Raw genomic sequence first — 21,288 nt, 5'->3', positions numbered from 1 at the left:
AAATATAATTAAATAGTCTGACATAAATAAAATTAATTCCCTATCAATAATACATCTGCGACTTTTCTTGGTCCTTCGTAGATCTCAAATGCCTCGTACTTAGTCATCCATTGTTCAGGGGCGGTATCGAAAAGGAACTGAACGCACCCCATTGAAACGATACGTCCATCGGTTACATTAGGTTTTTCCAATTCAAAAACAACACTCCATGCATTATTTTGCCAGTCAGTTTTCTCCTCTGGAGACCTGGAGACGGGATAATATCTACCGATAGGAGGTGCGCTCCTTCTGCCACCTTCATTTTCTGTAAGCCAAACAACCTTTACACGATACATATGTTTCCATTCATTAATTAAATTAAGTGTGAATTATATAATATTGCCACCCCATGCGGTCTTTCCCATTTTAGTCCATCAACTAATAATGATAGAAAAGAATACTGGAAGCTTATATTTTTAATCACTTCTATTTTTTCATCATCTAATGACAAGATTATCCCCCCCCCGTAATTTTTGCTAACCAGGTTGTTAATAAATTTAATTATAGGATTGGTTGAAATATCCTTTCCTTTATTCACAGCCATTTCCAGGTCATCGACTAAAGAACCATTGAAGTTGTAAACATGATAATCATTAAAGTCTATGTGCTCATCTAAAGGTGGGCCATAAGTAATCGGTAGATTGCATCTCTGCAAAAGATGATGATTACACCAGGCGTATACCGGAGGGTCGCGATGAAAGGTTTCCCCACCCCAGTGAATCATAACCTCTTGTAGATCTAGTTCCTCTGGAGCGAATCGTGTAGGGAGCAAAATATCCAAGTGAAAATCCATAGCCTATCCTAAATTTGGCACCCATAACATAAACTGTGTAAGAATCAACGACTGCCCCCCAAAAATGGGAAAATTCACTTATTCTGCAAAGTTACTTATTAAGAAGCCCATTCCTCATTTTTTGGCAAATAGCCCTTTCGCCAACAGGTCAGAATCTTAAAACTCGCTCGCAAATAAAATTTATTAGCCGAATCGTTTTTAACCATTCTGACTAATGTCATCTCACCCGTTCTTTTATCTATCACGAATTCGCCGTAATCAGATCTACAATAGTCAGAAGATGTAGGTCCAAATTCATATTTTACTACTTTATCAGTTTCTTCAATTTTCAATATTTCTATATGATAGGCCATTATTTAACACCATCTATTGCCTGGCATCGTATACAGCTAAAACCAGTAGCTAAAATCTCAACATAACTATCATAACCTGCTATAATATAATGTTTTAACTTCAACCGTTTTTTAGGGTCATATAATTTCTCTTTTTCTTCAAGCGGTACAGAATTCATTACTTGATATACACCGGAGTCCAGATTTGCACCATCAACCTTCTTAATAACAATATTGTTATAATTGGCTTCATAAAAATTGACGGTAGCACACTTAACTTCAGCAACAGTAGTGAAGACCAGTTCAATTTGAACATAATCTTTCTCTGTTGATATTAACTCCACAGCATCTACTTTAATGTTGACTCCATCAGACTCTGTATATGTTAAAGATAAATAAGTTGTGGAAATCCTGAATCCAATCGATTGTGATTTTAGCACAAGCATAAACTCACTCCTTCCAGGAGGCACCGGTATAATTTATTCAGCCAATAAATAATTAAACTCACACAGCCGTAAGTTTATTCTAATAATCAATGATTATATGCACGCTACCGCCGTGCCAGGAAAAATATCTGCGGGTATATCACGGTAACTTATTCATTACCGTTAATCCCAGCAGCGCAGAAGAAACGCTGCCGGGTTATTTATTACTGTGCGGGTGGAATATCCGTCACTTCAGGATGTACGTCATCCGTGGCAACAGAGGTTGTGGCAGCAGTAGTAGATGGGGCCATGATTTGATCCCAGGCCGCCTGCAACGCTTTCATGTTAAATTCTGGCTCGCCTTTCGGCTGCAGAAGAATTAATGCCATATCGTTCGACAACTGCTGGCGCAGATCCTGATTTAACATCTCTACCGTCAGACTATTAAGGAAATCCTGGCGCAATTTCTGATATTGCTCCGGCGCGATATCAACGACCTGATTTTGCAACGAACGCATCCGCTGCCCCATCAAAATATCAGTATCAGCTCGCGCATAGGCGGCAAACAGTTTCTGCAGCTCCAGTTTCTTTTGCGCCACTAACGCATTGAACTCTTCTTCCGGCAGACCTTTATCGCGAACCTTCGCCAGCTCACGCGCTACCAAATTAAGGTTGCTGTTCAGCTTGTCGTTTGGTGACTCGATGTTGATGGCACACTGCGCACGCAGATACAGCACACGGCAGTCAAATCCAAGACCGATGTCTTTGCTGTTACTGGTGCTTAACGCTTGCTGAACGTGCCAGAACAGCGCCTCACGGGCCAGGTCCGCACGCCAGTAGCGCAGCAGTGCGGCTGATTCACGAATTGGCTGCCACGGCGTATCCCACATGATAGATAACCGGTCCTGACGTACCGCATCGGTCATAATACTCACCGCTTCAGGACGCAGCGGAGAAAGCGTCGGCACCGGAGCCGGTGTTTCACGTTTGCCTTTCAGTTCGCCAAACGTTTTGTTGATTTGGTCGACAACCGAGCGCGCATCCACGTTTCCCACCACCAGCAGCGTCATTGCATCCGGGGTGTACCATTTCTGATAGAAATCTTTAATCTTTTCCGCTTCAACGGGTTGTTTCAGCGGATCGGCAGGATCGTGACCTAACAAGGTTGATCCTTTCAGACGATAGCGCCACCAGCCCTCTTTAGTATCGGCAGGCCAGGTTGCCACCATGTCCTGACTTTGCAGCGCGTGGTTGATGGTTTCTGGTGTGATGGTCAGTTTGCCAGTGGCATTTGCCAGATAAGAGAGCGCTTCTTTCAGCAAGTCGTTACGGTTATTGGGCAAACTCAGATTAAACAGCGTGGTGTCATAAGAGACAATTACCGGCGGCATCGGGCGTTTAGGGTCGATCCCCTGCTGCCACAATGAACGCGCCTGTGCTGCGTCAAGGCCACCGCTTTGCGTTAACGCAATACGAGGGATGGCGTGACTGTAACCGCTCTGTTGTGTACTTTCGGCGAGCGAACCGGTATTAACCAGCAGGCGAATTTCAACACGATCGCTGGGACGCTGGGGCGTGGTCAGCACTTGCCACTGTAAACCGTTGGAAAGCGTCCCCTGTTGCCATGCTGGATCAGGCTGGAGCGCATCTGCCTGCACATAGCCAGCAGTGGCCATCATCAGCAAACCGCCCGCTAAAAGTCGAATTTTTGTGCCCTGCATGTGAACCCCTGATCAACTATCCTGGTAATAAAAAACTGCCCGTTGTCGGTCAGTCTAAATGACATTAAAAACACTTCGTGTTAGACCGCAAGAACATGAAAATGTCACGGAAGAAGTGAAATAAACCTGAACTCACCCAGGTGGTAAGTTCAGGCACAGGGGTCAATTATGCGCAAACACCCGCACTCGGGGAAGGGAGTGCGGGCATAAGTGGTGAGATTAAGAGGATAATTCGTGCGTTTTGCCATCCGGCGCACGATTATTCAGCACATCGTCCAGTTTTTTGTGGTCCAGTTCTTTCACCCACTTAGCAACAACAATGGTCGCTACGCCGTTACCGACCAGGTTAGTCAGCGCACGAGCTTCTGACATAAAGCGGTCGATACCAAGAATTAGCGCCAGACCCGCTACCGGCAAATGGCCCACCGCAGAGAGCGTCGCTGCCAGCACGATAAAGCCACTACCCGTTACCCCTGCCGCCCCTTTAGAAGAAAGCAGCAACACGATTAACAGCGTGATTTGGTGGACGATATCCATCTGACTGTTAGTGGCCTGGGCGATAAACACCGCCGCCATTGTCAGGTATATCGATGTGCCATCAAGGTTAAACGAGTAGCCTGTCGGGATGACCAGCCCCACCACCGATTTGCGGCAGCCGAGTTTCTCCATCTTGTCGAGCATACGCGGCAGCGCCGACTCGGAAGATGAAGTCCCCAGTACAATCAGCAGTTCTTCACGGATGTAGCGAATAAATTTGAAGATACTGAAACCAGTCGCTTTAGCGATTGAACCCAGTACCAGCACCACAAACAGGATACAGGTGATGTAGAAGCAGATAATCAGCTGCCCCAGTTGCACCAGTGTGCCGACGCCGTATTTACCGATGGTAAACGCCATTGCCCCGAACGCACCAATAGGTGCCAGACGCATGATCATATTGATGATGCCGAAGATGACCTGCGAGAAACTTTCGATCACGTTAAAAATCAGTTGGCCTTTGCTGCCCAGACGGTGGAGCGCAAAACCAAACAGTACGGCAAACAGCAGCACCTGCAGAATGTTACCGCTGGCAAATGCGCCAATGACGCTCGCCGGGATGACATCCATAATGAAGGCGACAATGCCCTGGTCTTTCGCCTGATCGGCGTAAACCGCTACCGCTTTCGCATCAAGCGTTGCCGGATCGACGTTCATTCCGGCACCAGGCTGCACGACGTTAACGATGATAAGACCAATAATCAGCGCGATGGTACTGACAATTTCAAAGTAAAGCAGCGCGACTGCGCCGGTACGACCGACCGCCTTCATGCTTTCCATGCCCGCAATGCCCGTTACGACGGTACAAAAGATGACAGGAGCGATGATCATCTTAATGAGCTTAACGAACCCGTCGCCAAGCGGTTTCATTTGCTCGCCTATTTCAGGGTAGAAATGGCCAAGGAGAATACCAATGGCTATCGCTGTCAGGACCTGAAAGTAAAGGCTTTTAAACAGAGAGGTTTTCATAGGGTGTCCTTTAGTAAAACCACAGGTCTTGTAAGGTTATGGGGTACCTGCGGCCTTAAAATAACACCCAGACAACATCACAGAAATGTACCTGGATCATAATTGAAACAAAAAGGTTAAAAAGTTTGAGCTGGCTCGCACAAACCGGCACTTTTTAAAGTTTTGTAATCAGTTTGGGGTAGCTACTTTTCTTCCAGGTAACTCTCTTCGAAGATTTCAATAGGGAGTGGGCGAGCAAAAAGGAAGCCCTGGGCAATACCCACGCCCGCTTTTGCCAGCCAGTCGCGCTGCGCTTCAGTCTCCACGCCTTCGGCAATCATTTGTAAGTTCAGGCTTTGCGCCAACATGATAATTGCTGCAATCATGCTGCTATCTTCTGGCAAGCCTTCAACAAACATTTTGTCGATTTTCAGTACGTCGATTGGCAACGATTTCATATGCTGCAGCTGACGCAGCCCTGCGTAGCCCATACCGAAATCATCCAGCGCCACCCGAACTCCGGCATTGCGCAGCGGACGGAGGATTGCCACCGCTGCATGAGGGTCGTCAATACGTCGGCTTTCTGTCACTTCCAGAATCAGCGTTCCCGGCTGAATGCGATAGCGGGTTAACAGTTCCAGCATATCCGCTACCATATTCGGGTGCATCAGTTGCAGCGCTGAGAGGTTTACCGACAAGGGCAGCATAATGCCGCGCTCTTGCCAGGCAGCCAGCAGTCGACAGGACTCTTCCAGCACCCAGTGACCGACGGTAACCATCAGCCCACAGCACTCAATGCGATCGATTAAGCCATCCGGCAGATCCCAACTGCCATCCGGTTGCTGGATACGCAGTAACACTTCCGCACTGACCAGTTTACCGCTGGTCATCTCGACCTGTGGCTGTAACCAAATCGCAAACTGATGATTTTCCAGTGCATTAAGGATATCGCTCTCTTCCGTCAACCGCTGTTGGGCGGCTTCCATCTGCTGCGGATCAAAGAACTGAATCTGATTCTTACCTTTATGGCGAGCGGTAAATGCCGCAGAAATAGCGCGACTGTAAAGCTGTTCGGCGGTGAGATCGCCGTAGAACATCGCCACGCCAATGCTACAGTGCGGACGGAGTTGAATACGTTCAATCGGCAGGCGCTCGCTCATGATAGTGAGCACTTGCTGACCTAAAGTGATTGCGTGCCACGGTTCCTGTACACCATTGGCAATGACAGCAAAGTCATAACCACTAATCTGCGCGAGGATCATACGTGGCGACAGTACCGATTTGAGTTTTTCCACCAGCGTCAGCAGCAGAATTTCTCGTTGCGCCTCTTTCAGCACGCCCGCAGTATCACGCAGGGTTTCACAGGTGATGATCATCAGCGCGGTGGTTTGTTTACGCGCGACAACCTGCTCCAGCATCTCCATCAGCAAGGCTTTGTTCGGCAAATCCGACACCGGGAAGCGCATCGCATTTTCGTTCTGTTCTTCATAATGGCGCTGCAGCAATTGCTGGTTGAGGTTGTAACTACGCACCAGCATACCGATTTCATCATCCTGATGCAGACGCGGTAATGCCAGTTGGTGACCAACAAGCTCCTGGGCTGGGATGGCGTTAAGTTCACGAGCAATATTGCGTAACGGATGCAAAATCAGGCGGTTAATGCACCAGCTAATCGCCACCGTCAATATTAACGACAAAAGTAAGTAAATGGTCACTAACGTTGAGAGGGTGCTCATCACGAACTTATACATGCGGAAGGAATCCGCCTGTAGCACCAGATAGGCAATTGGCTGCGGGTTTGCCGGACGTTCCAGCGAGTAAACGCCCAGCGAGATTTGCACCGGTAGCTCAAACATGCGAGTAACCATTACCGGCACCGGACGCTCTGGAATAAAACTTTTACGCAGCGCCTGGAACTGGTTAGGCAGCACCACATCGGCACGGCTGACCACGCCTGCCGGTTTAATGCTGGCAAGAATAGCTTCCGCTTCGGGAATATCGCCTTTCAAAATGGCAGAAGATAAGGGTTCGCGGACAGAGCGAGCAATGCTTTCCAGTTGCGTAGCCGTGTTATAGCGATTCTGCTGGACCAGATGGAACAGCAAAACGGTGCAAAAAATAAAAACGAACACCAGGACAACGGCTGCCACCATTGCCATCTGCTTGATTGTTAACGAGCGACTTACGCGCAAATTGTCTCCCCCCGGAAATCCCAGATTGCCGCCCGAGTATACCCGATCGCAGCGGCATTAAGAGAGGCGCTATCTGAAAACTTACCAGTCGGCGTAAGGTATCAGCGGCTGCGGCGGTAAATCCATGTCACCCTGCCATCCGGCGGCGGAATAACGTACGTAGAGCAGGAAATGGCTGGGCGCGTAATCTTTCGCCTGCTGGATATCAATTGCTGTACCGACAAACCAGTTGGATGTGACGCGACGCTCAAGTAATGCCCGCGCCGTATAGCCAAAGCCCTGACTGCTGCCGCCATCGTTGGATTGCCGCGCAGCTTCTTCCTGCCAGTCAGTCGGGATCAGATTCATCAGCGGATACCGCGGCATGGTTTTGGTGCGCGAATGCGACCACGAACCAGACGCCCCCAGCTCCCACGACCAGTTTTCTGTCCGCTCACGCCACATCACCGGAATGGCAAACGACAGGTATTCCTGCGGGCTGTAGTAACCGCCCTGACCGAGTGAGTACGCACTCAGATCTTTGTCGTAATGCCAGATCATGTTGTTCAGGCCGATTGTCACGCGGCGATTGTTCTGGTTGATGACCTTATAGTAATAGCCCGTCATCCAGCGCACGCGCCAGTTATCTTCAACATTTTTACCGGTTAACTGGTCGCCGCTAAGCGATGCCCAGACGCCGTTTGCTTCACCTTTATCGTAGCTCAGGCTTAGCCCCACGCCGTCGGCACGCACGCCGCCCCATTTTTTCCCGGTATTGCCTGGGGAGTCTTTTTGCCCGCCAAAGGCCAGCAAAGAACTGGAGATGGGCCGACGATGGGCGTTAACTGTGTAACCCAGCGGCCCGATATCATCGCTGTAACTGATGCCGCCGACCACATCCACCACGTTGAAGCCCATCGGCGTGGTGCCGATATCCCAGCTCCAGACGTCATTTCGCCAGCCGACCGCCACGCTGGCACCGGAATCCGACTGGCTGCGGTTGCCGCTACAGTCCTGTAATGTACAGGTGCCCCAGTTGTCATCCCATTTGCCATCGGCATTCGTGGAGAAACTGCCGACGTTCATATTGACGAAATCACTGCGAAAGAACATCCGCCCGTCAGAATACGGCGCATCCACCTGCAACATGGTAGTGTGCGCTTTCAGATCGGAGTAACCACCGGTGCCGCTCGACCCCCAGTAATCGTGCTCGAGGGTGACGTTAAGATCCTGCTGGCGATAGAGGTCCGCTGCATCGCTGCGCACGCCGCGTTTCAGCCAGTCATCTTTCTCGTCGTTACGGGTCAGCCGGGTAAAGGTGTCGTTATCCTGCGGACGCGTCGTGGTCACACCGGATGCGACCATCGCGTCTTTGTAGGTTTCCAGCGCCTGCTTTGGATCGCCCGCCTGCGCTTCAAACTTCGCACCGTCGCGCAGCACCATCGCACTTTCCATCGACGGCGGCTGAGATTTTGCCAGCGGGATCAACTGATTAAATTTCTGCTGCGCCGCTGCGGTATCGCCAAGCTGCGCCTGTGCCAGCGCCACGCGCCGCTGAGTGTTCAGCGAGGTGTTATCGGTGGCAGGCAGTTTCGCCAGCTGGCTACGTGCCGCCGCTTTGTCACCGGCAGCGATATCCACTTCCGTCAGGCCAAGAATGGCATCAGCGTTAGTTGGCTCCCGCGTCAGGACATTCTGATATGCAGCACGGGCAGCAGCGTAATCACGTCGTTGTTGCGCCCAGTCAGCCAGCGTCAGATCAATACGCGAGGAAGGCGGTTGCTGGCGCAACATCGCTTCTGCTTCTGCCTCTTTACCGTTTTCTCGCAGGCGATTAGCGGTTTCCAGCACCTGGTCGCTTTGCAGCCGATTAACCAGCTCCTGAATATTGCTGTTCCACTGCGCGCGCGGCAGGCTGTTGATATGCGCCAGTGCCGCTCTGTCCTGGTCGTGACCTGAGAGGTACAGCCCGTAAGCGTAAACCTGCTCCGGGTCGTTCGGCTTCTGCTGCGCGAGATTGCGCATTAACGTATCGGCCTGGCTGCGTTGTCCGGCCTGCCAGAGATCCTGCGAAAGTCGGTAAGTAATCCATACACTGCCGGGGTCCAGTGCCAGTCGTTGCCGCTGAAGTGCTGCTGCCTGCGCCCATTTGCCCTGGTTTTCCAGTGCCTCTGCCTGCTGTGCCAGACGATCGTTTTGCAGGCTACGTTCGATATCATCAATGCTGCGCCGCTGGCTGGCAGAGAGCGAGGCGATAAACGCTTCTGCTTTTTCTGGCGATTGCTGGCGGTAAATATTCGCCAGCCCGCGCACGGCGTTGGTATTGCCGCTGTCCATGCGCAGCGTCTGCTGGTAATAGCGTTCGGCGGCGGAATAATCTTTGCGCGCCATCGCCACATCGCCCAGCCCCAACACCGCATAGCTGTCGGTGTTATCGACACTGCGCGCCTGCTGGAACAGGCGTTCTGCCCGGTCAGGATTATTGGCTTTCAGCGCGGCATCACCCTGCTGGATCGCCAGCCAGTAGCGGTTTACTTTCAGCAGACTGTTCCATTTGTCGTTGTTGCTGCTGTGCGGGTCCAGTGCGAGGGCTTTTTCCAGATTCGCCACCGCATTGGCGCGATCGCCTTTCTGAGAATACGCCTGGCCCAGCGCCCCCAGTGCCTCACTGTCTTTCGGGTTCGCCCGCACTGCCTGTTGTAGTTCGGGAATGGCTTTACCCGCCATGCCAGAGTCCACTGCCGCTAAACCTTGCGCACGAGCGCGGAAAGCAGGGTCGGCCAGCTGTTTTTGCTGTTCTGCCAGTTGCGATTGCGCAGCAGCTACGCTGTCGCCATCGCTAAAGATAGAGAGATATTTTTTCAGCGCCTGCACGCTGGCATCGCTGACAGGCATGTCTTTAATCTGCCCGTACCAGATTTTAGAGGCCCCTTCGCGCCCGGCGTTCGATTTCGCCATCTGCTCCAGTACAGCAAAACCTTCATCACGCCGATCGCTACTAAACAGCAATAGCGCCAGATTGTTTTGCAGGCCCGTATTGCCCGGCGTATCCGCATTAATGCGTTTTAGCTGATTAATCGCTTCGCCACGGCGAGCCGGAATTTTCGCCACCGTACTCCAGTACTCGACGGCAATGTCACCTTCCGGCGGCGCACCGTTGAACAGCTTGTTGTAACTCGCCACAGCTTCTTCTGCATGACCGGTAGTCGCCTGCAATCTTGCCTGTTGCAGTGCCTGACGACCATCCGGCGTAGAAAGTAACATTGTGGTCCGCGACGATTTATACGCATTTGAACTCGGCGCTAACTGCGACAGCCGATCGAGCTGTTTTTGCGCGCCATCAATATCGCCCTGACGTAACAGAGAGCGGAAACGGGCGGCAACGACGTCCGGGTTATTCGGATCAATAAGTTCCAGCCGATACAACGACTGTTGCACCAGGTCTTCACGATGGGTCGCTTCGCCTAACCGAACTTGCTCCAGCAACTGTTGCTGAGCGGTTGGTGCTGCCTCGACCATCGGCATGACGGCCAGACCGAGGGAAAGCGTGAATATGTTTAGTGTGAATTTGCGCATTCCTGGCCCCAGTCAGGTAATAACTCACCTTTTGTCGAGAAGCGGAAACGGTGTTGATCCCAGCCTTGTCCAAACAGGGTCAGCACATAGTTGTAATAGGCATCGCTGCCGGGAAAGTTATCGGCCACGCGCTGGCGCTGAACGGCCTGTGCATCGCGGTTTTGTAAAAAGGGCAGCATGGCGGCAGAAAAACCGACCGGTCCTTTACCCTGCGCTTTCCCCGTAGCCACATCGACTTTTTCCGGCGGATAGCCGTTTTTCTCGGTGAATGTCGCCATCGGTTTAAACCGGTTGAGCATCCGCGCTTTTTGCGGATCGCTGTCAGGCATCATGCCTACCCACATGTAAACACGGATAGCGTCGTAGCTGCTGATCAATGTTTTTTCGGCTTTTAGCTGCCAGCCTTTGTCTTTCTCATAGCGCACCCAGTCTGGTGAAAAGCCTTTCGGGGCGGTTTCCAGCAATAAACGTTGATTGGTTTCGCGCAGCGTAGTCCACGGCGCGCCAAAGCGGGTGAAATACTGCGCCAGCGTCGGCGGCAGGTAGCTGGGGTTAAAACGCCAGCTGTTATCCTCAGCAAATCCCACTTTGCCCGGCAACAACATGGAACCCAGCCCAGGCACCGTCACCACTTCCTCCCGCGCAATACGTTTTAACAACGCGCTGCCGATGTCGGTATAACGCTGCTCTTTCCACAAACGCCCCGCCTCCAGCAACGACCAGGCCATCCAGACATCACCATCAGAGGCCGAATTGCTGTCCAGCACTTCCCACTTACTGTTCTCTTTCTTGCCCCACAGCCAGGCGGGCAAATGTTCTTTTAAAGAACCCTGAGCGAGATTGTTCTGCGTCCAGTCGAGAATATTATCGAAAGCTGCACGGTCGTTAGCCGCCAGGGCAAAGAACATGCCGTAACTTTGCCCTTCGGAGGTGGTGATTTTGCGCGCGTCGCTGGGGTCGATGACGCGCCCTTCCTGACTGATGTAATCCTTTTTGAACTGCTCCCAGGCAGGCCAGTTGCAGGCAGCCTGAACACTAAAGGCAGCCAGCAGCAGCATCGTCACGAGTCCACTACGCAACACATTCATCTTCAATTACTCGTTATCCGGGTTAAGACGACGACGGCTGATAATACGCAGCAAACGCCACAGTACCCAGGCCAGTAGCACGACGCTGATTGCCGCCAGCACCGCCAGCAGAATCGGATGGTTTGCCAGCGCATACCATAAGCGTTCGAACCACGGCAGATGGCCAACGTAATAGACGTCGCCAACACGCAGGCTATTGATACCGGACTCGCGGATCACCGCGACCGAGCCGAACATGGTGGCGCGTTTGCCGCTATCGTTCACCGCATCGTTAAGCATTTCATAACCGCGTGGGCTATCTGCCAGCAGCGCAATCACGCTACGCTGGTCGTTATACGGCGACTGGAAGCCAATCACCGCTGCCATCGCACCGGAAGAGGTCAGCGTTGATTGAGTTTCTGCCGCGCGATCGCTCTCGTCCGGCACAATGCCGGGGAACGGGGTCTGGCGCATCGGCGTTTTCACCCAGCTTTCGGTCGCCTGCACCAACAGGTCGATCTGCTTGTCGTCTTTCAGTTTGTCCGGGATACCACCGATGATCATGATGTCGGCATCTTTGCCCTGAATGGTGCTGCCATCATCGGTCACCGTCAGGTTAATCGCCGGGAAGCCCGTCTGCGCACCGATAAAGCCAACGGTATTCAGCAAGGTTTCCATCTGTGCTTCGTTAGGCGCTTTCGGCATCACGGTGATGGTTTGTGACAGATCCGCCATCCGGCTGAACGGGAAGCCCGCGTTAGCAAAGGCGCGTAGATCCGGCATCGGGATGAAGTGGTAATACTTCGAGAAGTCGATGGTGGAGTCGTCACCAATCACCACATGATTCTGCACCGGCTGGAAGGTAATACAGTTATCCACCGAACCGCCCGGCATCGGGTTCATATACTCAAAGTCGAACCGCAACTGGTTGGTCGCGCCCAGTTTCAGCGCCGGAATAGAGACATCCGTTTTGCCATCCAGCAAACCTTGTAATACCGGAATACGCAGCAGCAGGCGGTTCGCCTCCTGTTTACTGCTCAGGTTGAAGGATTGCAGGAACTGGTTATTCAGGCTGATATCCATCCGCGAACTGTCTTTCACCGGCGGCATGGTGTAGCGATAGTTGATATCCATATCAATGCCGGTACTGCGCATCAGGTAGAGATCCGGCGGCAGGTTTAGCGAAACGTTAATCGCTGCTGGCTCAAGACCGCTGGATTGTAACTGTTCTTCATAGGTTTTCAGTTCACCAAAGGTGACCGGACGATCGGTACGCACCCAGTTCGGCGCATCGTACGGCTTACGCGGTAGCAGCGGTTTCACTTCATTCACTACCACGCTTTCACCACGGAACAGAATGTTACCCTGAGCGATACCTTTCGCTGCCTGCAACAGGTCTTTGTCGTCACGACCAAACACCACCAGCAGTTTGACGTAAGGATTCTGCGGATGGTTAATCATCTCAATCACCGGGGCTTTTACCGCCGGATGATCACGCAGGAAGTCCGGGCGTTTGTCATTAGTGGCAAAAACGATGGCATTACGATCTGGCAGTTGGTTATAGAGCACCGGGAAGTTCTGTCCACGCCAGCCAGAACGCGAACCAAACCACGAGGCAACAATGGCAGATGCTTGTTGCAGACCAACATCCGGCGCACCGGCAAAGACCATCGGTAAGGTGTTGGTGCGGTTATCACGCGGGTCAAAGAATGGCACCGGGAAATGCGACAGGTCATTCTTCACATTCAGGGTCTGATAGGTCAGATCCAGTCCACTGCTCCGCCCAACATCCAGCCAAAGCGTGGTGCTGGCCGGGTTTTCGCACACGTCCTGATAATGACCGACAAACTCCAGCCGCACACGGTTGAAGTCGGTAATAAACAGTGGGTTAATTGGCATTTGTGCCAGCGTTTTTTTACCCAACTGTTCTTTGGTCACTGGCAGCACGCCCATCAGTTCATCATTGAGATAAACCTTTAACTGCGACTGGACAGGCAGTAACGATGGCGATGGCGTGTATTCGAGGTTGAGCATCGCCTTCGTCACCACTTCATCGCTGCGCATACCAAACTCAATGCTGCCGTTCGGGTTAATGCCACGTAGCACCATGCTGCCCGGCGGTGGCGCAATTTGCGCAAAGGTCAGCTTCACATCACGCGAAGGACCGTTCTGCGCCACGATGGGGGCATCAGCGCCCTGCACGCCCGGCATCACTTGCCCCACCTGCGGATTTTGTTCCGTCTGGGCGGCTACAGCTGGCTCAGCATTGATCAGTGGTTGCGTTGCTGGCGTCGCCTGCGTCATGAAAGAGGGGAACGCACTCATCCCCATAGCCACTGCACAAATCCAGAATAGTTTTCTTTTCATCGCGTTATCATCATTGTTGAGCCAAAGCCTGATCCGATGGTTGTGCCGTTTCGCTCCGCGCCGGGCGGCGCGGAATAAACGATACAACCCAGGAAACCAGAGAAGTCAGCACACGGAATATGCCCTTCACCGAAGAAGGCGCAAACTCCGCCAGATGGCGGTAGCCACGGAAGCCGAGCTTCAGAATATCCAGCAGACTTTCCAGCGGCTTATCTTCCGGATAGCTGTCCTGCCAGAGCGCCCATGTATCCGCACGGGCAAACGTACACTGCACAAAATCGATATGTTGCTGGGTGGTGAGCGGCATTAATTTCAGCCCAACTTCATTACCCATCACGCGCGCCACCTGGGCCGGGAAGACGTATTCTTGCTGACCGCGTTTAAGCAACAGATTCACTTTCTGCCCTTCCAGAATCTGTGCCTGACCGTTGATCTTGATCCCCAAACCACCGTCGGAGAAATCCTGAACGGTACACGAGAAGAGGTGACCATCTTCGCGGGCAATTGCCGCGGGCATCGTCATCTCCACGCGGTGCGATCGGCGAACCTGTTTGCTTTCTACCGATACCGCTACCGCACCACCGAGAATAATCAGGTTGTAGAACACCCACACCATACTGACGATGACAGTGAGCATCTCGGTTGGCGGGCCGTAGAAGTAACGCCAGATACCGACCGCAATACCGACCAGGTTGAGCAATACCAGGAAAATGTAGGGCCGTGAGATCACCCAGTCGACGTACTCTTCTTCCACCAGTCCACCTTTGGCGGTGACGTTAAATTTGCCTTTGTGCGGGTTAATCAGCGCCACCAGCGTCGGTGGTGCGATATACCACGCCAGCACCGTTTCGTAGATTTCACTCCAGAAAGAGTGGCGATATTTGCCCTGGATCTTCGAGTTGGTCAGGCTGGCATGAATCATATGCGGCAGCACGAACAGGGCGATCATCAACGCTGGCGCATAGATGATGTAGGCATGCAGCAGCAGGAACGCCAGCGGCGCAGTCAGGAAGATCAGTCTTGGAATGCCCGACAAGAAATGGAACATGGCGTTGACGTAGCACAGCCGCTGAGCAAACTTCAGCCCTTTACCGGTGAGCGGGTTATCAAGACGGAAGATTTGCACCATCCCCCGCGCCCAGCGAATACGTTGGCCGATATGCGCCGACAGACTTTCGGTCGCCAGCCCCGCCGCCTGTGGAATACGCATATACGCTGAAGTGTAGCCACGACGGTGCAGACGCAGAGAAGTATGCGCATCTTCGGTTACCGTTTCGACGGCAATACCGCCAATCTCATCCAGCGGCTTACGACGAATCACCGCACAGGAACCGCAGAAGAAAGTGGCATCCCACATATCATTGCCGTCCTGCACCAGACCATAAAACAGCGTGCCTTCGTTTGGCGTTTTACGAAAACGCCCCAAGTTACGTTCAAACGGATCCGGTGAGAAGAAGTGGTGCGGCGTCTGCATCATCGCCAACTGTTTTTCTTTCAGGAACCAGCCCATGGTCATTTGCAGGAATGAGCGCGTCGGCACGTGGTCGCAGTCGAAAATCGACACGAACTCGCCTTTGGCATATTTCAGCGCATTGTTGATGTTCCCCGCTTTCGCATGTTCATGAGTGGTACGGGCGATATATTTCACCCCCACGTTTTGCGCAAACTGGCGAAACTCTTCCCTGCCACCGTCATCGAGGATCCAGATGTTCAGCTTGTCTTTCGGCCAGTCGATACCCAGCGAGGCGTAAATCGTATTTTTCACCACGTTGAGATCTTCGTTGTAAGTCGGGACAAAGATATCTACCGACGGCCACAGCGACATATCTTTCGGCAACGGTACTGGCTGACGATTCAGCGGCCATACCACCTGGAAGTAGCCGAGCACCAGCACAATCCACGCGTACGTTTCAGCGAACAGCAGTATAAGCCCGCACACCAGACTGACCGGATCGTCCCAGTTCAGCGTAGAGGTGTAGCGCCACCAGATATAACGGCAAGAAACGGTCAGCGACAGCACAATCAACATTAGCGCCGAGAAGCGCCCCGGCATCCGCCGTACGATCAGCGCTACACCCCACAGCAGCATCAGGAAGATAAACTGCGCCAGCGGGTTAAACGGCTGGGTAACGCAGATTAACGCCAGAATCAGCGAGAAGGTGACGATGATACCGAGGATCAACCGCCGCGCCGCGGCGCTCAAATGGCCGAGTTCTTTTTTCTCATCGAGATGCTGTGTTTTATGGCTAACGCGCTCAGGCAGCTCGTTCATCCATTGATGGTAACGTCCACGAATATTCTGCAGACCTGAAAATGTCCGCCTGCGCGGTTTCGGCGTTTCTTTGCGCGATGTACCGATCAGTAACCAGCAGGTTTGAATGAGATAACGGACCGGGTCCAGCGGACGCGGACGCGAGGCGTTGATATGCGGATACAGGTTTTTATGTTCTGCGCGAATACGCTGCCAGCGCGGGTGCTCCAGCGGAATAAAAATCCAGGCCAGGATCAACCAAAAACAGCCGAGCGTCGCGCTGAAAGCCGACGCGCCGTGACGACGATAATCGCGATAACGCCCGATAAGCCGCGCGTTGACCGGCGGGATAAGCAACCACCGGGTCAGGATACTCATGATGCACTCCCGACTGGCGTTTTCAGCCCGGAATAGTTCAACAGGCACCAGTTAGCCAGCGTCAGTATCTCTTCAGCCGCCAGCGCATCACTGCGGTATTCACCGACTGGTTGCTTAGCCGCCAGGCATTGAGCCATCGCTTCATCACGATGAATGAGCATTGGCAGTAATCGGCGCTGGCTTTGCAACCAAAGCTGGTAAATATCGTCCTGAACCTGACTGCCGATACGGAAGTCATTAATCAAAATATGCGCGCCATCCGGCAGCGCCTGCTGATGCAGCCGGATATGGCAGTTGGCATCCACATTGACGATTGCCAGCGAGTGATCGCACAAACTCAGCAGCTGGTGGGTTATCTGCGAGGCATCACGCGGTAAGTCGATTAAAATCCACTGGTAACGCCCGCTGGCTTTTAGTTGCTGTAAGCCGGAGCAAATATCGCTCAGCCGGGTTTGCCAGTGCTGTGGATTTTCTTGTTCTTCAATGGATAACTGACCAAAAGGCAGCAAATCGAGTTGCGAGGTATAGCGCAACCCGGCGTCACGCCAGTCCTGACCGTCCAGCATGGCTCTGGCCCAGCCCTGACGGTGGGTAAAATCAACGTTAAATGACAGGCGCAACAAGTTGTCCGGGCAGGCATCGACCACCAGGACATCTTCTCCCAACATTTGTAATGACCAGGCTAATGCGGCAGTGATGGTTGTTGTTCCCACGCCTCCCCGCACCCCCTGCAATCCCAGTACGGCCATTCACCAATCCCCTACTTTTGTTGCGCAAACTCTGCCAGCAACGGCCAGCGTTTTAATGCCGCGGCCAACTGTTCGCGTTGGGAAATATCGGCATAATCAATATCAGGCAGTGAAAACGCCTGCTTTAACGCCAAAATATCATTCTGGAAGATATAGCCTATCGCGGGATCAGGCAGAGTATCAGGTTCATTGTTATTCATTTGCTTGATCCCTATGAAATAACCGTACCGTTCATGAGACAATTCTAACCGTGAGCATTTCGCCGGTTTATTGTTTACGGCGAGACGGGAATTTGCTCACTTTTTGACTTTCCGTTACGCAACAAAAAAAGTTAAAAACGAAAAGACTAAAATCACACGTCTTGTGACCTGCTAAATTGATTCACATGCTAAATCTGATAAGTTTTAATTTCAATGGTAGGTTTATTTCTTAGCTTTCGCTAGTAAACTGATAATCAGACAAAATGATGACATGAGGGACATTGTGGACCCTGTATTCTCTATCGGTATCTCATCATTATGGGATGAGCTGCGACATATGCCAGCAGGCGGCGTCTGGTGGTTTAACGTCGATCGCCATGAAGATGCTATCAGTCTGGCGAATCAAACAATTGCATCCCAGGCTGAAACCGCACACGTCGCGGTCATTAGCATGGACAGCGATCCGGCGAAAATCTTTCAATTAGATGATTCTCAAGGGCCGGAAAAAATAAAATTATTTTCAATGCTAAATCATGAAAAAGGTCTATACTATTTGGCCCGTGATTTGCAGTGTTCTATTGATCCCAATAATTACCTTTTTATTCTTGTTTGCGCAAATAACGCATGGCAAAACATTCCTGCCGAGCGGCTTCGCTCATGGTTGGATAAAATGAATAAATGGAGCAGGTTAAACCATTGTTCGCTTTTGGTAATTAATCCCGGAAATAATAACGATAAACAATTTTCATTGTTGCTTGAGGAATACCGTTCACTTTTTGGTCTTGCCAGTTTGCGTTTTCAGGGCGACCAACATTTGCTGGATATTGCCTTCTGGTGCAACGAAAAAGGGGTCAGCGCCCGTCAGCAGCTTAGCGTTCAGCAACAAAATGGTATCTGGACATTAGTTCAAAGCGAAGAGGCGGAGATCCAACCACGCAGCGACGAAAAACGCATTCTGAGTAATGTTGCTGTACTGGAAGGTGCGCCGCCGCTATCGGAACACTGGCAACTGTTCAACAATAACGAAGTTCTGTTCAATGAAGCCCGTACCGCTCAGGCGGCGACGGTGGTCTTTTCTTTACAGCAAAATGCGCAAATCGAGCCACTGGCCCGCAGCATTCATACTCTGCGTCGCCAGCGCGGTAGTGCGATGAAAATCCTCGTACGGGAAAATACCGCAAGCCTGCGCGCCACCGATGAACGTTTGTTATTGGCCTGCGGTGCAAATATGGTTATCCCGTGGAATGCGCCACTCTCCCGCTGTCTGACGATGATCGAAAGCGTGCAAGGGCAGAAGTTTAGTCGCTATGTGCCGGAAGATATCACTACCTTGCTGTCAATGACCCAGCCGCTCAAACTACGTGGTTTCCAGAAGTGGGATGTGTTCTGTAATGCCGTTAACAATATGATGAATAACCCTCTCTTGCCTGCACATGGTAAAGGCGTTCTGGTTGCCCTACGTCCGGTACCGGGTATCCGCGTTGAGCAAGCCCTGACGCTGTGTCGCCCTAACCGTACCGGCGATATCATGACCATTGGCGGTAATCGGCTGGTGCTGTTTCTCTCATTCTGTCGGATTAACGATCTGGATACCGCGTTGAATCATATTTTCCCATTGCCGACTGGCGACATTTTCTCAAACCGTATGGTCTGGTTTGAAGATGATCAAATCAGTGCAGAGCTGGTGCAGATGCGCCTGCTTGCCCCAGAACAATGGGGCATGCCGCTGCCTTTAACGCAAAGTTCTAAACCGGTCATCAATGCCGAGCACGATGGTCGCCACTGGCGAAGAATACCAGAACCAATGCGACTGTTAGATGATGCTGTGGAGCGCTCATCATGATGACCATCAGCGATATCATTGAAATTATTGTCGTTTGCGCACTGATATTTTTCCCGCTGGGCTATCTGGCGCGGCACTCTTTGCGACGCATTCGCGACACCTTACGTTTGTTCTTTGCTAAACCTCGTTATGTTAAACCGGCCGGGACGTTACGCCGCACGGAAAAAGCCAGGGCAACCAAAAAATGACTCAATTTACGCAAAATACCGCCATGCCTTCTTCCCTCTGGCAATACTGGCGCGGCCTTTCCGGCTGGAACTTCTATTTTCTGGTTAAGTTCGGCCTGTTGTGGGCGGGATATCTTAACTTCCATCCGCTCCTCAATCTGGTGTTTGCCGCGTTTCTGCTGATGCCCATTCCGCGCTACAGCCTGCATCGCTTACGCCACTGGATTGCCCTGCCGATCGGCTTTGCTTTGTTCTGGCATGACACCTGGTTGCCTGGCCCGGAAAGCATAATGAGCCAGGGTTCGCAGGTGGCGGGGTTCAGTACCGATTATTTAATCGACCTTGTCACACGCTTTATTAACTGGCAGATGATTGGGGCCATTTTTGTTTTATTAGTGGCCTGGTTATTCCTGTCACAATGGATTCGCATTACCGTTTTTGTGGTTGCCATTCTGCTATGGCTGAACATACTTACCCTGGCGGGACCAAGTTTCTCCTTGTGGCCTGCCGGTCAACCGACGACCACTGTAACAACGACGGGTGGTAACGCAGCGGCAACCGTTGCGGCGACGGGTGGCGCACCGGTAGTGGGTGATATGCCCGCACAAACTGCACCGCCAACAACGGCGAACCTTAACGCCTGGCTGAATAATTTCTATAACGCGGAGGCGAAACGTAAATCGACCTTCCCGTCTTCGCTGCCCGCTGATGCTCAGCCATTTGAACTACTGGTGATTAATATCTGTTCGCTTTCCTGGTCGGATATTGAAGCCGCCGGGTTGATGTCGCATCCGCTGTGGTCGCATTTCGATATTGAGTTCAAGAACTTTAACTCCGCCACCTCCTACAGTGGCCCGGCGGCGATCCGTTTACTGCGCGCCAGCTGCGGGCAGACTTCGCACACTAATCTGTATCAACCGGCAAATAACGACTGCTATCTGTTTGATAACCTGTCGAAACTGGGCTTTACCCAGCACCTGATGATGGGACATAACGGCCAGTTCGGCGGTTTTTTGAAAGAAGTTCGCGAAAATGGCGGCATGCAGACCGAATTGATGGATCAAACAAATCTGCCGGTTATTTTGCTGGGCTTTGATGGTTCGCCGGTTTATGACGATACCGCCGTGCTTAACCGCTGGCTGGACGTTACCGAAAAAGATAAAAACAGCCGTAGTGCCACGTTCTACAACACGCTTCCACTGCATGACGGCAACCATTATCCGGGCGTCAGCAAAACAGCGGATTACAAAGCGCGAGCGCAGAAATTCTTTGATGAGCTGGACGCCTTCTTTACTGAACTGGAGAAATCGGGTCGTAAAGTGATGGTGGTAGTGGTGCCGGAACACGGTGGCGCGCTGAAGGGCGACAGAATGCAGGTATCTGGCCTACGTGATATCCCTAGCCCGTCTATCACAGACGTCCCCGTTGGGGTGAAATTCTTCGGCATGAAGGCACCACATCAGGGGGCACCGATTGTCATCGACCAACCGAGCAGCTTCCTGGCTATCTCCGATCTGGTGGTTCGCGTTCTTGATGGTAAGATTTTCACCGAAGACAATGTTGACTGGAAAAAACTCACCAGTGGGTTGCCACAAACAGCACCGGTCTCCGAGAACTCAAATGCAGTAGTTATTCAATACCAGGATAAACCGTACGTTCGCCTGAACGGCGGCGACTGGGTGCCTTACCCGCAATAAGAACGAAAAAGGCCGCAGAGTTTCACC

16 protein-coding genes are annotated in these 21,288 nt (G+C 51.9%); 3 read left to right on the top strand and 13 right to left on the bottom strand.

What is annotated here, in order from left to right:
* Positions 1-32: 32 nt before the first annotated feature.
* The 13 genes from FQ015_RS18930 to bcsR all read right to left on the bottom strand — a co-directional run bounded on the left by FQ015_RS18930 (position 33) and on the right by bcsR (position 17,554).
* The gene (locus tag FQ015_RS18930; RefSeq protein ID WP_160521664.1) at positions 33-335 is read right to left on the bottom strand and encodes a hypothetical protein; all 303 of its coding nucleotides are present in this window, start codon (positions 333-335) and stop codon (positions 33-35) included.
* 17 nt (positions 336-352) lie between these two features.
* Positions 353-832, bottom strand: coding sequence for a hypothetical protein (locus FQ015_RS18925; protein WP_160524372.1), 480 nt, complete (start codon positions 830-832; stop codon positions 353-355).
* A gap of 98 nt (positions 833-930) precedes the next feature.
* Complete coding sequence (locus tag FQ015_RS18920; protein WP_000323301.1) at positions 931-1,185, bottom strand: hypothetical protein; 255 nt, start codon at positions 1,183-1,185, stop codon at positions 931-933.
* Complete coding sequence (locus tag FQ015_RS18915) at positions 1,185-1,610, bottom strand: hypothetical protein (protein WP_160524371.1); 426 nt, start codon at positions 1,608-1,610, stop codon at positions 1,185-1,187. The genes FQ015_RS18920 and FQ015_RS18915 overlap by 1 nt, the downstream gene beginning before the upstream one ends.
* 203 nt (positions 1,611-1,813) lie before the next feature.
* A complete protein-coding gene (locus tag FQ015_RS18910; protein WP_001163147.1) occupies positions 1,814-3,310 on the bottom strand; it encodes a M16 family metallopeptidase in 1,497 nt (498 codons plus the stop codon).
* Between the two features lie 219 nt (positions 3,311-3,529).
* Positions 3,530-4,816: a C4-dicarboxylate transporter DctC gene (gene dctA, locus FQ015_RS18905; protein WP_000858214.1), complete on the bottom strand. Its 1,287-nt coding sequence runs from the start codon at positions 4,814-4,816 to the stop codon at positions 3,530-3,532.
* 182 nt (positions 4,817-4,998) lie between these two features.
* Complete coding sequence (gene hmsP, locus FQ015_RS18900; protein WP_001266333.1) at positions 4,999-6,987, bottom strand: biofilm formation regulator HmsP; 1,989 nt, start codon at positions 6,985-6,987, stop codon at positions 4,999-5,001.
* An 81-nt stretch (positions 6,988-7,068) separates the two neighbouring features.
* Positions 7,069-10,542 (bottom strand): cellulose synthase complex outer membrane protein BcsC, encoded by a 3,474-nt coding sequence (bcsC, locus tag FQ015_RS18895; protein ID WP_160524370.1) that lies wholly within the window; start codon positions 10,540-10,542, stop codon positions 7,069-7,071.
* A complete protein-coding gene (gene bcsZ / locus FQ015_RS18890) occupies positions 10,524-11,630 on the bottom strand; it encodes a cellulose synthase complex periplasmic endoglucanase BcsZ (RefSeq protein WP_001353587.1) in 1,107 nt (368 codons plus the stop codon). Before bcsZ ends, bcsC begins: the two co-directional genes overlap by 19 nt.
* A 6-nt stretch (positions 11,631-11,636) precedes the next feature.
* On the bottom strand, positions 11,637-13,976 hold the full coding sequence (bcsB, locus tag FQ015_RS18885; protein WP_001355017.1) for a cellulose biosynthesis cyclic di-GMP-binding regulatory protein BcsB: 2,340 nt from the start codon (positions 13,974-13,976) through the stop codon (positions 11,637-11,639).
* 10 nt (positions 13,977-13,986) lie between these two features.
* A complete protein-coding gene (bcsA, locus tag FQ015_RS18880; protein WP_160524369.1) occupies positions 13,987-16,605 on the bottom strand; it encodes a UDP-forming cellulose synthase catalytic subunit in 2,619 nt (872 codons plus the stop codon).
* On the bottom strand, positions 16,602-17,354 hold the full coding sequence (gene bcsQ / locus FQ015_RS18875; protein ID WP_032185391.1) for a cellulose biosynthesis protein BcsQ: 753 nt from the start codon (positions 17,352-17,354) through the stop codon (positions 16,602-16,604). The genes bcsA and bcsQ overlap by 4 nt, the downstream gene beginning before the upstream one ends.
* An 11-nt stretch (positions 17,355-17,365) precedes the next feature.
* The gene (gene bcsR, locus FQ015_RS18870) at positions 17,366-17,554 is read right to left on the bottom strand and encodes a cellulose biosynthesis protein BcsR (protein WP_001063314.1); all 189 of its coding nucleotides are present in this window, start codon (positions 17,552-17,554) and stop codon (positions 17,366-17,368) included.
* A 271-nt stretch (positions 17,555-17,825) separates the two neighbouring features.
* Here bcsR and bcsE point away from each other — a divergent pair, with 271 nt between their 5' ends.
* Genes bcsE through bcsG form a run of 3 tightly spaced genes read left to right on the top strand, consistent with a single transcriptional unit; the run spans position 17,826 to position 21,261 of the window.
* Positions 17,826-19,397 carry a cellulose biosynthesis c-di-GMP-binding protein BcsE gene (gene bcsE, locus FQ015_RS18865; protein WP_001204923.1) on the top strand — a complete coding sequence of 524 codons (1,572 nt, stop codon included), beginning with the start codon at positions 17,826-17,828 and terminating at the stop codon, positions 19,395-19,397.
* Positions 19,394-19,585 (top strand): cellulose biosynthesis protein BcsF, encoded by a 192-nt coding sequence (bcsF, locus tag FQ015_RS18860; RefSeq protein ID WP_000988308.1) that lies wholly within the window; start codon positions 19,394-19,396, stop codon positions 19,583-19,585. Before bcsE ends, bcsF begins: the two co-directional genes overlap by 4 nt.
* Positions 19,582-21,261 (top strand): cellulose biosynthesis protein BcsG, encoded by a 1,680-nt coding sequence (gene bcsG, locus FQ015_RS18855; RefSeq protein ID WP_000191576.1) that lies wholly within the window; start codon positions 19,582-19,584, stop codon positions 21,259-21,261. Before bcsF ends, bcsG begins: the two co-directional genes overlap by 4 nt.
* The last annotated feature ends 27 nt before the right edge of the window (positions 21,262-21,288 follow it).

Origin of the sequence: Escherichia sp. HH26CH (genome assembly GCF_009820205.1) — a bacterium.
In the GTDB taxonomy this organism is placed as follows: domain Bacteria; phylum Pseudomonadota; class Gammaproteobacteria; order Enterobacterales; family Enterobacteriaceae; genus Escherichia; species Escherichia coli_F.
This window is presented reverse-complemented; position numbering and strand designations above follow the sequence as displayed.

Excerpts from the sequence above, each read along its gene's own strand:
- FQ015_RS18930 (WP_160521664.1), bottom strand. The coding sequence starts at position 335 with ATGTATCGTGTAAAGGTTGTTTGGCTTACAGAAAATGAAGGTGGCAGA.
- FQ015_RS18925 (WP_160524372.1), bottom strand. The coding sequence starts at position 832 with ATGGATTTTCACTTGGATATTTTGCTCCCTACACGATTCGCTCCAGAG.
- FQ015_RS18920 (WP_000323301.1), bottom strand. The coding sequence starts at position 1,185 with ATGGCCTATCATATAGAAATATTGAAAATTGAAGAAACTGATAAAGTA.
- FQ015_RS18915 (WP_160524371.1), bottom strand. The coding sequence starts at position 1,610 with ATGCTTGTGCTAAAATCACAATCGATTGGATTCAGGATTTCCACAACT.
- FQ015_RS18910 (WP_001163147.1), bottom strand. The coding sequence starts at position 3,310 with ATGCAGGGCACAAAAATTCGACTTTTAGCGGGCGGTTTGCTGATGATG.
- dctA (WP_000858214.1), bottom strand. The coding sequence starts at position 4,816 with ATGAAAACCTCTCTGTTTAAAAGCCTTTACTTTCAGGTCCTGACAGCG.
- bcsC (WP_160524370.1), bottom strand. The coding sequence starts at position 10,542 with ATGCGCAAATTCACACTAAACATATTCACGCTTTCCCTCGGTCTGGCC.
- bcsZ (WP_001353587.1), bottom strand. The coding sequence starts at position 11,630 with ATGAATGTGTTGCGTAGTGGACTCGTGACGATGCTGCTGCTGGCTGCC.
- bcsB (WP_001355017.1), bottom strand. The coding sequence starts at position 13,976 with ATGAAAAGAAAACTATTCTGGATTTGTGCAGTGGCTATGGGGATGAGT.
- bcsA (WP_160524369.1), bottom strand. The coding sequence starts at position 16,605 with ATGAGTATCCTGACCCGGTGGTTGCTTATCCCGCCGGTCAACGCGCGG.
- bcsQ (WP_032185391.1), bottom strand. The coding sequence starts at position 17,354 with ATGGCCGTACTGGGATTGCAGGGGGTGCGGGGAGGCGTGGGAACAACA.
- bcsR (WP_001063314.1), bottom strand. The coding sequence starts at position 17,554 with ATGAATAACAATGAACCTGATACTCTGCCTGATCCCGCGATAGGCTAT.
- bcsE (WP_001204923.1), top strand. The coding sequence starts at position 17,826 with ATGAGGGACATTGTGGACCCTGTATTCTCTATCGGTATCTCATCATTA.
- bcsF (WP_000988308.1), top strand. The coding sequence starts at position 19,394 with ATGATGACCATCAGCGATATCATTGAAATTATTGTCGTTTGCGCACTG.
- bcsG (WP_000191576.1), top strand. The coding sequence starts at position 19,582 with ATGACTCAATTTACGCAAAATACCGCCATGCCTTCTTCCCTCTGGCAA.